Origin of the sequence: Rugamonas aquatica, from assembly GCF_009380215.1 — a bacterium.
GTDB classification, from domain to species: Bacteria; Pseudomonadota; Gammaproteobacteria; order Burkholderiales; family Burkholderiaceae_D; genus Rugamonas; species Rugamonas aquatica_B.
In genome coordinates, this window is the sequence record NZ_WHUG01000001.1 from 320,712 (window position 1) to 333,542 (window position 12,831).

Annotated in this window: 14 protein-coding genes; 8 read left to right on the plus strand and 6 right to left on the minus strand. The window is 61.9% G+C overall.

The window, feature by feature from the left end; genetic code table 11:
* Window positions 1-130 precede the first annotated feature (130 nt).
* Complete coding sequence (locus GEV02_RS01445; RefSeq protein ID WP_152836169.1) at window positions 131-1,108, plus strand: polysaccharide deacetylase family protein; 978 nt, start codon at window positions 131-133, stop codon at window positions 1,106-1,108.
* A 26-nt stretch (window positions 1,109-1,134) separates the two neighbouring features.
* Here the strand turns inward: GEV02_RS01445 and GEV02_RS01450 are convergent, their stop codons facing one another.
* The 3 genes from GEV02_RS01450 to GEV02_RS01460 form a co-directional block, all read right to left on the minus strand.
* Window positions 1,135-2,484 (minus strand): amino acid permease, encoded by a 1,350-nt coding sequence (locus GEV02_RS01450; RefSeq protein ID WP_152836170.1) that lies wholly within the window; start codon window positions 2,482-2,484, stop codon window positions 1,135-1,137.
* A 110-nt stretch (window positions 2,485-2,594) separates the two neighbouring features.
* Window positions 2,595-3,035: a RidA family protein gene (locus GEV02_RS01455; protein WP_328595687.1), complete on the minus strand. Its 441-nt coding sequence runs from the start codon at window positions 3,033-3,035 to the stop codon at window positions 2,595-2,597.
* A 25-nt stretch (window positions 3,036-3,060) separates the two neighbouring features.
* Window positions 3,061-3,303 (minus strand): hypothetical protein, encoded by a 243-nt coding sequence (locus GEV02_RS01460; protein ID WP_217433108.1) that lies wholly within the window; start codon window positions 3,301-3,303, stop codon window positions 3,061-3,063.
* Window positions 3,304-3,505: 202 nt separating this feature from the next.
* Between GEV02_RS01460 and GEV02_RS01465 the strand changes: the two genes are divergently transcribed.
* The 7 genes from GEV02_RS01465 to GEV02_RS01495 all read left to right on the plus strand — a co-directional run bounded on the left by GEV02_RS01465 (window position 3,506) and on the right by GEV02_RS01495 (window position 11,762).
* Window positions 3,506-4,453, plus strand: coding sequence for a MurR/RpiR family transcriptional regulator (locus tag GEV02_RS01465; RefSeq protein WP_152836172.1), 948 nt, complete (start codon window positions 3,506-3,508; stop codon window positions 4,451-4,453).
* Window positions 4,450-5,652, plus strand: a complete 1,203-nt coding sequence (locus GEV02_RS01470) for a cyanophycinase (RefSeq protein WP_152836173.1) — start codon at window positions 4,450-4,452, stop codon at window positions 5,650-5,652. Before GEV02_RS01465 ends, GEV02_RS01470 begins: the two co-directional genes overlap by 4 nt.
* A gap of 118 nt (window positions 5,653-5,770) precedes the next feature.
* Window positions 5,771-8,089, plus strand: coding sequence for a GH92 family glycosyl hydrolase (locus GEV02_RS01475; protein WP_235922579.1), 2,319 nt, complete (start codon window positions 5,771-5,773; stop codon window positions 8,087-8,089).
* A gap of 76 nt (window positions 8,090-8,165) precedes the next feature.
* Window positions 8,166-8,534: a VOC family protein gene (locus GEV02_RS01480; RefSeq protein WP_070269793.1), complete on the plus strand. Its 369-nt coding sequence runs from the start codon at window positions 8,166-8,168 to the stop codon at window positions 8,532-8,534.
* Window positions 8,535-8,789: 255 nt separating this feature from the next.
* On the plus strand, window positions 8,790-9,272 hold the full coding sequence (locus GEV02_RS01485; RefSeq protein WP_152836704.1) for a gluconokinase: 483 nt from the start codon (window positions 8,790-8,792) through the stop codon (window positions 9,270-9,272).
* 34 nt (window positions 9,273-9,306) lie between these two features.
* On the plus strand, window positions 9,307-10,623 hold the full coding sequence (locus tag GEV02_RS01490) for an MFS transporter (protein WP_152836175.1): 1,317 nt from the start codon (window positions 9,307-9,309) through the stop codon (window positions 10,621-10,623).
* 74 nt (window positions 10,624-10,697) lie between these two features.
* The gene (locus GEV02_RS01495) at window positions 10,698-11,762 is read left to right on the plus strand and encodes a porin (protein ID WP_152836176.1); all 1,065 of its coding nucleotides are present in this window, start codon (window positions 10,698-10,700) and stop codon (window positions 11,760-11,762) included.
* A gap of 1 nt (window position 11,763) precedes the next feature.
* On the opposite strand, the gene GEV02_RS01500 is transcribed toward GEV02_RS01495, so the two are convergent.
* Genes GEV02_RS01500 through GEV02_RS01510 form a run of 3 tightly spaced genes read right to left on the minus strand, consistent with a single transcriptional unit; the run spans window position 11,764 to window position 12,827 of the window.
* On the minus strand, window positions 11,764-12,114 hold the full coding sequence (locus GEV02_RS01500; protein WP_152836177.1) for a DUF3147 family protein: 351 nt from the start codon (window positions 12,112-12,114) through the stop codon (window positions 11,764-11,766).
* Window positions 12,115-12,123: 9 nt separating this feature from the next.
* Complete coding sequence (locus tag GEV02_RS01505; protein WP_152836178.1) at window positions 12,124-12,462, minus strand: hypothetical protein; 339 nt, start codon at window positions 12,460-12,462, stop codon at window positions 12,124-12,126.
* Window positions 12,459-12,827, minus strand: coding sequence for a glyoxalase superfamily protein (locus tag GEV02_RS01510; RefSeq protein WP_152836179.1), 369 nt, complete (start codon window positions 12,825-12,827; stop codon window positions 12,459-12,461). Before GEV02_RS01510 ends, GEV02_RS01505 begins: the two co-directional genes overlap by 4 nt.
* Between the last annotated feature and the right edge of the window lie 4 nt (window positions 12,828-12,831).

The window sequence follows — 12,831 nt, forward strand, 5'->3', positions numbered from 1 at the left end:
CATTCTAGCCCAAGCCCGGCAATCGCGGCGCATCTTCAATCCTGCATTGAAGGTCCTTCAAGGACTGGGCCAATTCCCAATTGGCGTTGCTGGCGGGAGAATGAGTGACTTCATTATCAGGGAATGAATTATGAAAAACAGCTCTACGACGACGCCTCCGCGCCGCCAGTTCTTGACGCAGGCCGCCGGTGGCGCGGCTTTGCTGGCTGCCGGCATGGCGCACAGTGCTTCGGTGCCGGGTGGTGCTGCGCCTGGGGCCTTCTGGCCGAATGGTGCGCGGCTCGTGATCTCGATCTCCATGCAGTTCGAAGCGGGCGGCCAGCCGGCCAAGGGTGCGGACAGCCCTTTCCCCAAGGTGGACTTTCCGGCCGGCGTGCCGTCGGATGCGGCGGCCAGTACCTGGTTTGCCTACGGCTACCGCGAAGGCGTGCCGCGCATGCTGGACTTGTGGGACAAGCACGGCGTCAAAGTGACGTCGCACATGATAGGCGAGGCCGCGCGCCGGCACCCGGAGCTGGCGAGGGACATCGTCAAGCGCGGGCATGAGGCTTCCGGCCACGGGCCGCGCTGGAGTTCGCAGTATGCGATGAGCCGCAAGGACGAGCGGGAATTCCTCGTCGCCGGCCGCGAGATGGTGCAGCAGGCGACGGGCGAGCAGACCGTCGGCTACAACTGCAACTGGCTGCGTCGCGGCCCGAACACCTTGTCGCTGCTGCAGGAGCTGGGCTTCCTGTACCACATCGATGACGTCAGTCGCGACGAGCCGTTTATCGAGCAGGTGAACGGCCGCGATTTTGTCGTGGTGCCTTACACGCTGCGCAACAACGATATCCTGCTGATCGAGGGCCGCAATTATTCGCCGCAGGCCTTCCTGGCGCAGATCAAGGGCGAGTTCGACCAGCTGTACGAGGAAGCCGGAACGCGCCGCCGCATGATGTCGATCAGCGCCCACGACCGCATCAGCGGCACGCCGCAGATGGTGCGGGTGTGGGATGAGTTCCTGACCTATGCGCGCAGCAAGGCCGGCGTGGCCTTCATGCGCAAGGACGATATCGCCCGCTATGCTTTGGGCAGCCCGTTGACGGTACGGGAGAGCGAAACCATCTGATTGGCGCAGGCGATCGCCGTCCTCGGCTAGGCGGCCTTTTTCTGCCGTATCAGATAACCGACGCCCAGCACGGCCAGCCACACGGGGATCAGGTAGACCGACAATTGCAGGTCGGGCGTCAGATACATCACCGCCAGGATGCCGGCCAGGAAGGCCAGGCACAGGTAGTTGGTCAGCGGGTAGCCCAGGCTGCGGAACGCGGTAGTCTGGCCCTCGGCCTTTTTCTGTGCCCGGAAGCGCAGGTGGATCCAGCTGATCATGCCCCAGTTGATAATCAGCGCCGACACCACAAGACCCATCAGGAAGCCGAAGGCTTTGCCAGGCATGAAGTAGTTGACGGCCACGCAGATGCCGGTCGCCAGCGCCGAAACGCCCAGCGCCGCCAGCGGCACGCCGCGCTGGTTCACCTTCAGCAGCAGCTGCGGCGCATTGCCTTGCCTGGCCAGGCCGTACAGCATGCGGGTGTTGGAGTAGACGCCGCTGTTATACACGGACAGCGCCGCCGTCAGGACCACGGCGTTGAGCGCGTGCGCCACCAGATTGCTGTTCAACGCGTGGAAGATCAGCACGAAGGGGCTGCCGCCGGTGACCACTTTCTCCCACGGGTACAGCGACAACAGGATGCCCAGCGCGCCGATGTAGAAGATCAGGATGCGGTAGATGGCCTGGTTGGTGGCCTTGGGAATGGTGCGCGAAGGGTCGTCCGCCTCGGCGGCGGTGATGCCGATCAGTTCCAGTCCACCGAAGGAGAACATGATGACGGCCATGGCCATCACCAATCCGCCGATCCCGTTCGGGAAGAAGCCGCCGTGCTGCCACAGGTTGGCCACGGTGGCTTGCGGACCGGCGTCACCGGAGATCAGCAGGTAGGCGCCGAAGACGATCATGCCGACGATGGCGACCACCTTGATGATGGCGAACCAGAATTCCATCTCGCCGAAGGCCTTGACGTTGGCAAGGCTGATGGCGTTGATGATGACGAAGAAGGCCAGCGCCGACATCCAGGTCGGAATCGCAGGCCACCAGTACTGGACGTAGATGCCGACCGCCGACAGCTCGGCCATGCTGACCAGCACATACAGCACCCAGTAATTCCAGCCCGACATGAAGCCGGCCAGGTGGCCGCAGTATTTGTCGGCGAAGTAGCTGAACGAACCTGCGACCGGCTCGTCGACCACCATCTCGCCCAACTGGCGCATGATGAAGAAGGCGATCAGCCCGGCCACGCCATACCCGAGCAGCACGGAAGGCCCGGCCATCTGGATGGTCTGCGCGATGCCGAGGAACAGGCCGGTGCCGATGGCGCCGCCCAGCGCGATCAGCTGGATGTGCCGGCTCTTCAGGCCTCGCTTGAGTTCATTCTTCCCATCTGCCATCTGGTCCCCTGAGTGGTAAGCAAAGAGGACGATTCTAATGCAAAAGCCGGCAGGTGGAACAGAAAATCAGGATGCGTTTGCGATGGTCGTTCATGCCGCCGCCAGGAGCCTTACCGGCGCGGCGAGTAGGCCATGCATTCGACTTCCACTTCGCCGCCCAGGGCCAGGCCGTTGACGCCCATCGCACTGCGCGCGGGCAGGCGCTGCGGCTTGAAATAGGTGACGTACACCTTGTTGAAGTCCTCCCACTTGGCCATGTCGGCCATCATGATGGTGCACTTGACCACATCGTCCATGCCGAGGTTCACGCCTTTGAGGATGGTGACGATGTTATCCAGCGCCTGGCGCGACTGCGCATCGAAGCCCTTGACCAGGCCTGCCGGGCCTGTGCCCAGTTGGCCCGACACGAACACGTAGTCGCCCGCGCGCACCGCCAGCGAGAACGGTCGGCCAGGCTCGTTGCCCTTGTTATAGTAGTCGATGGCCGAGGCGCCGCCGGAGACAAACAAGGCCAGTATGCAGGCGAGCTTCTTCATGTGTGCACGTGTCACTACGGTCTCCCAGTGAATGATGCGGCTATTGTTCCCGCCGTTTATGCTCCGCCGCCATGTCGAGCTGCGCCTGCTGGCGCATCTGCGCACGCCGTCGTTCGGCTTCTTCGATCTGCGCGATCTGCCGCTCCAGCAGCGCGATGGTGTTCTGCAGGTCTTGAATCTGTTTGCTTAACAGTACGCGGGCCTGCGGGTCAGTCTCTTCCATCAGCTGCTTTTGAAGCAGAACGACCTTCTTGCGCAGCCCCTTGATCGATTTGAGGATCATGCTGATCTGGTCTTGCGCGCTGACGCTCAATTCCATTCTGCGCGCGCTGCCTGATAAAACGCTCGATACCATGATCGCTCTCCATGTTAATGTTTTGGTATGGTAGTCGAATTCTGTTGTAACTTCCAGTTGTGTGAAAATTGGATGCCAAATTCTCCGAAAATGTAAGTATGCTTACGGTCTTTCGGATTTGGAGAGCTGGATGACTAGCAGTAGATCAGCCAAGACACGATCGTCGTCGGCGGATGTGGCGTTTGCGCAGTCTTCGCTGGGCCATGTGCTGTCCGGCGTGCTGGCTGCGGGTTCTGCGTCGAACCGCAGCATCGCCAATTTCGTGCTGCGCAATCCGATGCGCGTGACCGCGCTGAAGATCGACGAGATGGCCGAAGGCTGTCAGGTCTCGACCGCGACGATCAGCCGCTTTGCCCGCGACATCGGCTTCTCCAACTACGGCGCGATGCGCAGCGCCGTGGCCGAGACGCTGCATTCGGAGATGCAGCCGGTGGACAAGCTGCGCCACACGATCGAGAACCGTCAAGGCTCGGTATGGCCGGGCGATCAGAGCATGGAGTACGCACTGGCCAATATCAGCGCGACCCGCAATGCGCAGTCGCAGGCGGAGATGGAGCAGGTGGTAAAGAAGTTGAGCAGCGCGCGCACCGTGTATGTGCTGGGCTTCGGGCTGTCGTCCTATCTGGCCGGCCTGTTGTCGCTGCATTTGCAGCCTTTCTGCCCGCATGTGGTGCAAGTAGCGGGGCAGGGCGGCACCGAAGTGGCGGCCGCCCATCTGGCCAACGTCGGCCCGAATGATCTGCTGGTGGTGATTTCCTTCCCGCGTTATGCTCTGGATGTGGTCCGGCTGGCGAAGTTTGCGCGTGACCACGGCGCTTGCGTTATTTCGATCACCGACGCGCCGGCATCGCCGCTGGTCGAAGTGTCCGAACATGTGCTGTATGCGAACAGCGGCCACGCCGTGCTGCCCAGCAGCGCGACGGCGGCGGTGGCGGTGATCGAGGCGCTGGCGGTATCGTTAATGGTGTCGAACAAGGACAATGTGGAAAAGGCGGCGCGGCTGACGGAGGCGATATCGGCGTATCTGTACGGCCCCGCCACCAGGAAGCGTACGGCAAAAAAGGGAAATAAGGCATGAGGCGATTCGCAGGGTTGTTGTTGGCAGGGCTGGTGTGGTGCATGCAGGCGAATGCGGCGGAGGCAGCGCAGCAAGGCTCGTTGGTGGTCATCGGCGGCGCCTTGAGGGCCGATAATGCAGTGGTCTGGCAGCGCGTGGTGCAGCTGGCCGGCGGCGCCGGGGCGCGTATCGCCGTGCTGCCGACGGCCGCCGCGAATCCTGAGCGATCCGGGACCAATCTGGCGGCAAATCTGAACCGCTACGGCGCGTCCGCCTTTGTCGTGCCGCTGTCGGTGCGCTTGAAGGACCGCGATTATCGGCGCGATGCCGAAGACCAGGAGCTGGCTAACTCCATCCGCGCGGCCGGCGGCGTCTACTTTTCCGGCGGCGACCAGGGTTTGATTACGCGGGCGCTGGTGCGTCCGGACGGCAGTCGCACGGCGGTGCTGGAAGCGATCTGGGATGTCTACCGGCGCGGCGGCGTAATCGCCGGCACCAGCGCCGGCGCGGCCGTCATGAGCAGCACCATGTACTACAACGCCAGGTCCGTGTTCTCCACGATGAGCGAGGGCGTCAACGATGGCCGCGAGCTGGCGTCGGGCCTGGGTTTCATCGGCAACGACATCTTCGTGGACCAGCACCTGCTGGCGCGCGGACGCTTCGCCCGCATGCTGCCGGCCATGCTGAAGAAGGGCTACAAGCTGGGACTGGGCATCGATGAAAACACGGCGATGGTGATTAACGCGGCGCGCGAGGTGGAGGTGCTGGGCTATCAGGGCGCGCTGCTGCTCGACCTGTCGCAGGCCGTGGTCGGAGACGGCAAGGACTTCAATATCTCCAATGCGCGCATCAGCTATCTGGATCGCGGCGACCGCTACAACCTGGCCACTCGCCAGTACACGCCGTCGGCCGACAAGGTGGATGGCAAGGTCGATCCGCAAAAGCCCTACATGAAGGAACCAGTGTATTCGACCGATATCCTCGGCCACAACGCCGTGCTGCTTACGATGGAAAAGCTGATCGACAACGCGCAGACCGAGGCGATCGGCATCGCCACCGCCGCGCCGGGCGAGCCACGCCAGGAACTGGGATTCGAATTCAAGTTCACCCGCGTCGCTGACAGCGTGGGTTACGCGTCGGCCGCGACGGAGGGCTATACGATCCTCAATTTGCGGCTCGATGTGCGGCCGCTGCAAATTACCCGTCCCTGGTACAAATAGCAGTGGAAGTTTAGCGGATTCGCTAAACAAGCGGCTTTCAGGAAGGCATCCGGTTGACCGGTGCCGCGTGCAGGGCTATAAAGTTGGATCGCCCCCTACGATTGGAAGCCGAATGTCCATGACCAAACTCCTGCCGGCTGGCGCGCTTGCGCTGGCGCTCGCACTTCCCGCCATCGCGGCACAGCCGTCCACACCCGCCGCTGCGGTCGATGTCTTCATCGGCACCGGCGGCGACGGCCATACCTTCCCCGGCGCGGCGCGGCCGTTCGGCATGATCCAGCTGAGTCCCGATACGCAGGTGCGGCCGTTCCGCCAAAGCTATCCTTGGGCAGCCGGCTACCGCTACGAGGATGACAGCATACTGGGCTTCTCGCATACCCACTTCTCCGGCACCGGCCATTCCGATCTGGGCGACGTGCTGCTGATGCCGTACAGCGGCGAGACCAAGCTGGAACCGGGCTATCCCGAGCGTCCCTTCAGCGGCTATCGCTCGCGCTTCAAGCACCAGGATGAACATGCGGAGCCGGGATACTACGCCGTCAAGCTGATGGACAACGAGGTCGATGTCGAGCTGACCGCCAGCGAGCGTGTAGGCATGCACCGCTATCGTTACGCCAAGGGCGCATCGGCCAAGGTGATACTGGACCTGCGCAGCAGCATCTACGATTACAAGGCCAAGAATCTGTGGTCACGCCTGCGGGTGCGCGACAACACGCTCATCACCGGCATGCGCGAAACGCGGGGCTGGGCGGCCGGGCGGCAGCTGTACTTCGCCATCTCGTTCTCGCATCCGCTGGCGTCGCGCGCGCTGCGCAATATGGAGACGGACGTTGAATACAAAGGCTTCGCCGGCCCAGGCAGCGGCCCTGGCGACAAGGCTATGGTCGAGGGCAAGGCGCTGGTCGGCGCGCTGGATTTCGGCGTGCCTGCGGATGGACAGCTTGAAGTGAAGGTGGCGATATCGGCCGTCAGCGAGGAGGGCGCGATTGCCAATCTGGCCGAGATGCCGGGCTGGGACTTCGACGCCGAACGCGCCAAGGCGTCGGCCGCATGGAACGAGGCGCTGGGCGCGGTGGCTATCGAGGCAGCTCCCGATATGCGCAAGATGGTCTACACGGCGCTGTATCACAGCATGCTGGCGCCCAGCCTGTTCATGGACCGCGACGGACGCTATCGCGGCCCGGACAACGAGGTCCATCAGGCGCAGGGCTTCCGCTACCACTCGACCTTCTCGCTGTGGGATACCTATCGCGCGCTGCACCCTTTGCTGACGCTGATCCAGCCGGAGCAGCGCAACGTGGACTTCGTGCGTTCGCTGATCGAATCGCAGAAGTCCAGTCCCTACGGCATCCTGCCGGTCTGGCAGTTCCACGGCCTTGAAACTTGGTGCATGATCGGCTACCACGCGGTGCCGGTCATTGCGGACGCCTACATGAAGGGCTTGAAGGGCTTCGATGCCGAAGAAGCCCTGAAGGCCATGACCAGCAGCGCGGAGTATGGCCCGTACGGCGGCCTTCAGCACTACATGAAACTGGGCTATGTGCCGATCGACCTGGAGCCCGAAGCGGCGTCGAAGACGGTGGAATATGCCTTCGACGACTGGACCATCGCCCGCATGGCTGAAAAGATGGGCAAGAAGGATATCGCGGCGCGCTACTACAAGCGTGCGCAGAACTATCGCAACTCCTTCGATGTGAAGACCGGCTTCCTGCGGGCGAAGAAGTCCGACGGCACCTTCCGCGAGCCTTTCGATCCGGTGCTGTCCAACTTCGGCAGCGACTACACCGAGGGCAGCGCGTGGCAGTACTCGTGGTATATGCCGCACGATAACGCGGGCCTGATCCACATGCTGGGCGGCGACGCCGGCCTGCAGAACAAGATCGACATGATGTTCGACGCCAAAGTGGACGAGAAGGTGTACGCGCACATGGAGGACATCTCCGGCCTGATCGGTCACTACGCGCATGGCAACGAGCCCTCGCATCATGTGGCTTACCTGTACAACTACGCCGGTGCGCCGTGGAAGACGCAGAAGCGGCTGACGCAGGTGGTGGCGTCGCAGTACAACACCACGCCGGCCGGCTTGTCGGGCAACGACGACCTGGGGCAGATGTCGGCATGGCTGGCCTTTACGGCCTTGGGCTTCTACCCGGTTGCGCCGGGCAGCAATGAGTACGTGATCGGCCGGCCGTTCCTGGACAAGGCTGTGATGAATCTGCCGAACGGGAAGACCTTCACCATCCGCAGCGTGGGCCTGAGCGCGGAGAACGTGTACGTGGCCGGCGTGACGTTGAACGGCAAGCCGCTGGCGCAAAGCTTCCTGCGCCATGAGCAGATCACTGCGGGCGGCGAGTTGGTATTCACCATGTCGGCCAAGCCGAACGCTGATTGGGGCAAGGGCGCGGCAGCGCGTCCGTACACGCAGACGGCTTACTGAGCCGCTTGATCGGGTTCCTGCATGGGAGTAAAGTAGCCGCTCAATCACTGCTACTTTCTCACTTCAGGAGCCCTATATGAAACGTGTCACCGGCATTGGCGGTGTGTTCTTCAAATCTCCAGACCCTAAGCGGCTGACCGAATGGTATCGGGTGCATCTTGGCTTCGATGTGTCGGAGTGGGGCGGTGTTGCCTTCCGCTGGTCCGGCACGGGAACCACGGCGTGGAGTCCGTTCAAGCAGGACTCGGACTATTTTGCGCCGAGCACCGCGCCGTTCATGTTCAACTATCGGGTCGATGACCTGCACGCGCTGCTGGCCGCGCTGCGCGCCGAAGGATGCCAGGTCGAAGACAAGGTCGATGAATCGGAGTACGGCAAGTTCGGTTGGGTGATCGACCCGGACGGCAACAAGGTCGAGCTGTGGGAACCTCCTGAAGGAAAATGATATGCCGGCCGCGCAGCAATGCGCGGCCTTTTTTTGTGTGCGAGTGATAGCGCTAACATTGCGACAGAAAATTTTCAAGCGGAATTATGGCCAAAGCAGTGGGTTAGGCCATAGCGTCCAAGCCACACCACAGTTTGTGCGTCGCAACACGAATTATCCTTTACAAAAAACGACGACCGGCTAGACTACAGGTCTTGTTAGCGCTAACAATTTGGAGTGTCTGTGAACAATAGTGCGGTATATCGTTGGGTCGTCATGGGAGTGAGTGGCTGTGGAAAGAGCGAGATCGGTTCGCGCCTGGCTACGGAACTCGGAGTGCCTTTCCTTGAAGGCGACACTTTTCATCCGGCGGAAAACGTCGCCAAGATGTCGGCCGGCGTGCCGCTCAATGACGACGACCGGGCCGGCTGGCTGCTGACGCTGCAAGCCAAAATCCGGGAAGCGGCGCAACGGGGCGAGGGACTGGTGTTGTCGTGCTCATCCCTCAAGCGACGCTACCGCGACCTGCTGCGCCAGGCCGACCCCGAGCTGCGTTTTGCTCATCTGGACGGCGAACGTGCCGTCATCGAAAGCCGCATGCAAGCCCGCACCGGTCACTACATGCCAACAAGTTTGCTCGACAGCCAGTTGCGTGATCTTGAACCGCTGCAGTCCGATGAATCGGGCCTGCGCCTGGACCTGACGCAGCCGCCATCGGAGCTGGTCAGCCAAATTTTGAAGTATCCGGAGCCGCAGTAATAGCGTGCCATCCATAATTTAACTGGGAGACAGAATGAAAACCGACATCACCAAAAAGATACCGAAGCGGCGCTGGGGCATAGGCGCGCTGCTCGGCGTGGGCGTACTGATTAACTACATCGACCGTATCGGCCTGTCCGTGGCTGCGCCGCAGATCAAGGAACTATTCAACCTGACGCCGGTTGAACTGGGCCTGCTGTTCAGCGCCTTCGCCTGGTCGTATTCGCTGTTGCAGATTCCGGTCGGCATGGTGATGGATCGTTTCGGTCCCACCCGCGTTGGCCGTTGGGGCGCGTTCCTGTGGGGACTGGCTGCTACGATCACCGCATTTTCGAGCGGCTTTGCCGGCATCTTCGCGGCGCGTATTTTGCTGGGCATTGCCGAGGCGCCTGCTTTCCCGGTCAGCGCCAAGGCTACCGGCTACTGGTTCCCGCGCAATGAACGCGGCATGGCAACGGCGATCTTCGACGCCGCCGCCAAGTTCTCCAACGTGATCGGCGTGCCGCTGCTGGCGCTGACCATCGTCACCTTCGGCTGGCGCTGGGGCTTCGGCCTGACCGCTGTGCTGAGCTTCAGCTACTTTATCGCGTTCTATGTGCTGTACCGCGATCCTAGCGCCGACCCGAAGCTGAGCAAGGAAGAGCTGCGCTATATCCAGGAAGGTGGCGCTTCGCCGGAAGGCCCGTCCGAAGCGGGCGCGCTCAATATGCTGGGCTATCTGCTGACCAAATCCAAGATCTGGGGCCTGACCATCGGCTTCGCCGCCTACGGCTACTCGTTCTATCTGTTCCTGACCTGGTTGCCTGGCTATCTGGTGCAGACCATGCACATGAGTATCCTGAAGTCGGCCGGCTACGCGGCGATTCCGTGGCTGGTGGCGACGGTGGCTGATTTGTTCGTTGGCGGCTGGCTGATCGATCACCTGATCTCGCGTGGCAAGGATGAATCGCTGGTCCGCAAAGGCGTGCTGGTATGCGGCATGGTGCTGGGTCTGGCTGTGTTCGGCGCAACGCAGACCACCGATCCGGCCTGGGCGATCTTCTGGATCTCCATCGCCCTGGGTGGCCTGGCGTCGGCTGCACCGGTGGGCTGGTCGTTGCCATCGCTGATCGCTCCGAAGGGCGGCGCCGGCACCATCGGCGGCATCATGAACTTTGCCAACAACCTGATGGGCGCAGCTGCTCCTATCGTTACCGGCATGATCGTCGGCGCGACCAACTCGTTCACCAACGCCTTCATGGTGGCCGGCGTGATACTGTTGATCGGCATCGTCTCCTTCGTCTTCGTGCTCGGCAAGATCGAAGCCATTCCCGACCCTGAGCCGCGCGGCGCTATCCAGCCGGCGCGCTGATGTAAATCCTTCCTGCGGATGAGGCGGCGCCGACAGCGCGCCGTCTCACCGGCACATAAAATCTGGAGACAAAAATGAAAAAAAGCATTTATGCGGTGGGTGCGCTCGCCTTGGCCACTTGTTCCGCCGCCGCACTGGCGCAAAGCAATGTGACGTTTTACGGCGTGATGGACATGGGCATCTCGCAAGACCGCGGCGGCATCGCCGGCACGTCGACCCGCGCCACCAGCGGCATGGCGACGCAAAGCCGCTGGGGCTTCCGTGGCAATGAAGACCTGGGCGGCGGCATGTCGGCCTTCTTTGTGATCGAAGGCGGGATTCATGCCGACACGGGCGTCTCGACGCAAAACAGCACGCTGTTTGGCCGCACCAGCATCGTCGGCCTGGGCACAAAGTACGGTGCAGTGTCGGCAGGCTTGCAGGATACGCCGCTGTTCACCACGCTCAATACCATCGTCGACCCGCTGCGCAACGGGATTGCGCGTTCCAACAATCTGATGTCGTCGACAGGCTTCCGCGCCGGGAATTCGGTGTTGTATCGCACGCCGGTGATCGATGGTTTCAGCGCCGACGCGATGTATGTGGCGGGCGAGGTGGCCGGCGATCAGCGTGCCAATCGCGCGCTGGGTGGATCGTTCGGTTACAGCCGTGGTCCGCTGAATGTGCGCCTGGCCTACCACAACAAGAACAACGATACGGCTACGTTGAAGGGCACTGGCTCGGCGCGCAATACGCTGCTGGGCGCGAACTATGATTTTGGTCCGGCCAAGGCCTGGTTTGGTTATGGTGTCGACCGGGGTTTGAATTCCTCGCCGCTGAACAGCTCCATCATCAATTTCGATGGCCCGGCGCCGGTTGCTTCCACCGACAGCCGCGATGTGTTGCTTGGCGTGACGGTGCCGTGTGGCTTGAGTACCGTGGTTGCGACGTACATCAACAAGAACGACCGCACCGTGCGGAATCAGGATGCGCAGCAGTATGCGTTGGCGTATATGTATGCGTTCTCCAAGCGCACCGACATCTACACGTCTTATGCGGTGATACGCAACCATAATGGCGGCGGCTACACTGAGGGGAATAGCGAAGAACCGGGTATCGGCAACCGCCAGTTCACCGTCGGCTTACGTCACCGCTTCTAAGTTAAAGCAGCTCGATGCCGAAGCGGCGTACGAGCATCGCGAACAGGCCGAAGCAAACGATGGTGAGGACTATGCATGCCAGCAGCGTCGGCCAAAAGCCGATGCGTGGCAGCAGGAGAGGGAAGGCCAGGAACATCGGCAGCGTCGGCACCACGTACCAGAAGGTGTACCACGCGTGGTTGGCGATTTTTTGCTCGGGCTGTTTTTCAACGTACAGCCAGATCAAGGCCAGCACCGTCACCAGCGGCAGCGCGGCGATCAGGCCTCCCAGCCGGTCGCTGCGTTTGGCGAACTCCGATACGCCCACGACGACAGCGGACGTCAGCAGGTACTTGATGATTAACCACGCCATATACTTCCCTTAAAACCGATAACAATGCGCCTGCTGGCTGTCGCTGCGCAAGGACGGCATGACCAGCACGGCCGATGTCTCTTGTTGGCACGCCAGCAGCGCTTTTCGGGATGCTTCGATCCCTTCCTGGATAAAATCCTTTTTTGCAGCGCTGGCGATGGCGCTGGACATCTGTGCATCGCGGGATTGTAGCTTATCTGCGGCCGGCACCGCGCCGAGCTTCAGCTCATGCAGTCCCTTGGCGAAGGTCGACCGGATCAACTGGCCGCCGGTGGAACTGAGCGCCGCCTGTCCATCGTCCGCATGCGCCGTGATACAAGCCAGCGATAACGCGAGCAGCAGCTTCATGGTGCATCGGCGCCGACAAAGGTCAGCCGGTTGCCGGATGGGTCTTTGATCGACATCTCGCGGCTACCCCAAGGCATGTCCTCGATGCCGGGGCGGGCGTACTTGAACTGCTTGGCCAGCAGCCCGGCATGGAATTCATCCAGCCCGCTGGTCTCGATGCGGATAGCGCTGCCCGGGCTGCAATCGCCGAAATGCTCGGTCAGGTGCAGCACGCAGTCGCCCCGGGATACCTGCATGTACAAGGGCAGCCCCGGTTCGAAGCGGTGCTCCCAGTCGACCTGGAAGCCCAGGAAGTCGACATAGAATTCCCGCGTCTGCGCTTCGTTGAAGCTTCTCAGGATAGGTGTGATGCGGCTCAGGTTCATAGCG

Coding starts and splice junctions, on each gene's coding strand:
- GEV02_RS01445 (WP_152836169.1), top strand. CDS start 131: ATGAAAAACAGCTCTACGACGACGCCTCCGCGCCGCCAGTTCTTGACG.
- GEV02_RS01450 (WP_152836170.1), bottom strand. CDS start 2,484: ATGGCAGATGGGAAGAATGAACTCAAGCGAGGCCTGAAGAGCCGGCAC.
- GEV02_RS01460 (WP_217433108.1), bottom strand. CDS start 3,303: ATGATCCTCAAATCGATCAAGGGGCTGCGCAAGAAGGTCGTTCTGCTT.
- GEV02_RS01465 (WP_152836172.1), top strand. CDS start 3,506: ATGACTAGCAGTAGATCAGCCAAGACACGATCGTCGTCGGCGGATGTG.
- GEV02_RS01470 (WP_152836173.1), top strand. CDS start 4,450: ATGAGGCGATTCGCAGGGTTGTTGTTGGCAGGGCTGGTGTGGTGCATG.
- GEV02_RS01475 (WP_235922579.1), top strand. CDS start 5,771: ATGACCAAACTCCTGCCGGCTGGCGCGCTTGCGCTGGCGCTCGCACTT.
- GEV02_RS01480 (WP_070269793.1), top strand. CDS start 8,166: ATGAAACGTGTCACCGGCATTGGCGGTGTGTTCTTCAAATCTCCAGAC.
- GEV02_RS01485 (WP_152836704.1), top strand. CDS start 8,790: ATGGGAGTGAGTGGCTGTGGAAAGAGCGAGATCGGTTCGCGCCTGGCT.
- GEV02_RS01490 (WP_152836175.1), top strand. CDS start 9,307: ATGAAAACCGACATCACCAAAAAGATACCGAAGCGGCGCTGGGGCATA.
- GEV02_RS01495 (WP_152836176.1), top strand. CDS start 10,698: ATGAAAAAAAGCATTTATGCGGTGGGTGCGCTCGCCTTGGCCACTTGT.
- GEV02_RS01500 (WP_152836177.1), bottom strand. CDS start 12,114: ATGGCGTGGTTAATCATCAAGTACCTGCTGACGTCCGCTGTCGTCGTG.
- GEV02_RS01505 (WP_152836178.1), bottom strand. CDS start 12,462: ATGAAGCTGCTGCTCGCGTTATCGCTGGCTTGTATCACGGCGCATGCG.
- GEV02_RS01510 (WP_152836179.1), bottom strand. CDS start 12,827: ATGAACCTGAGCCGCATCACACCTATCCTGAGAAGCTTCAACGAAGCG.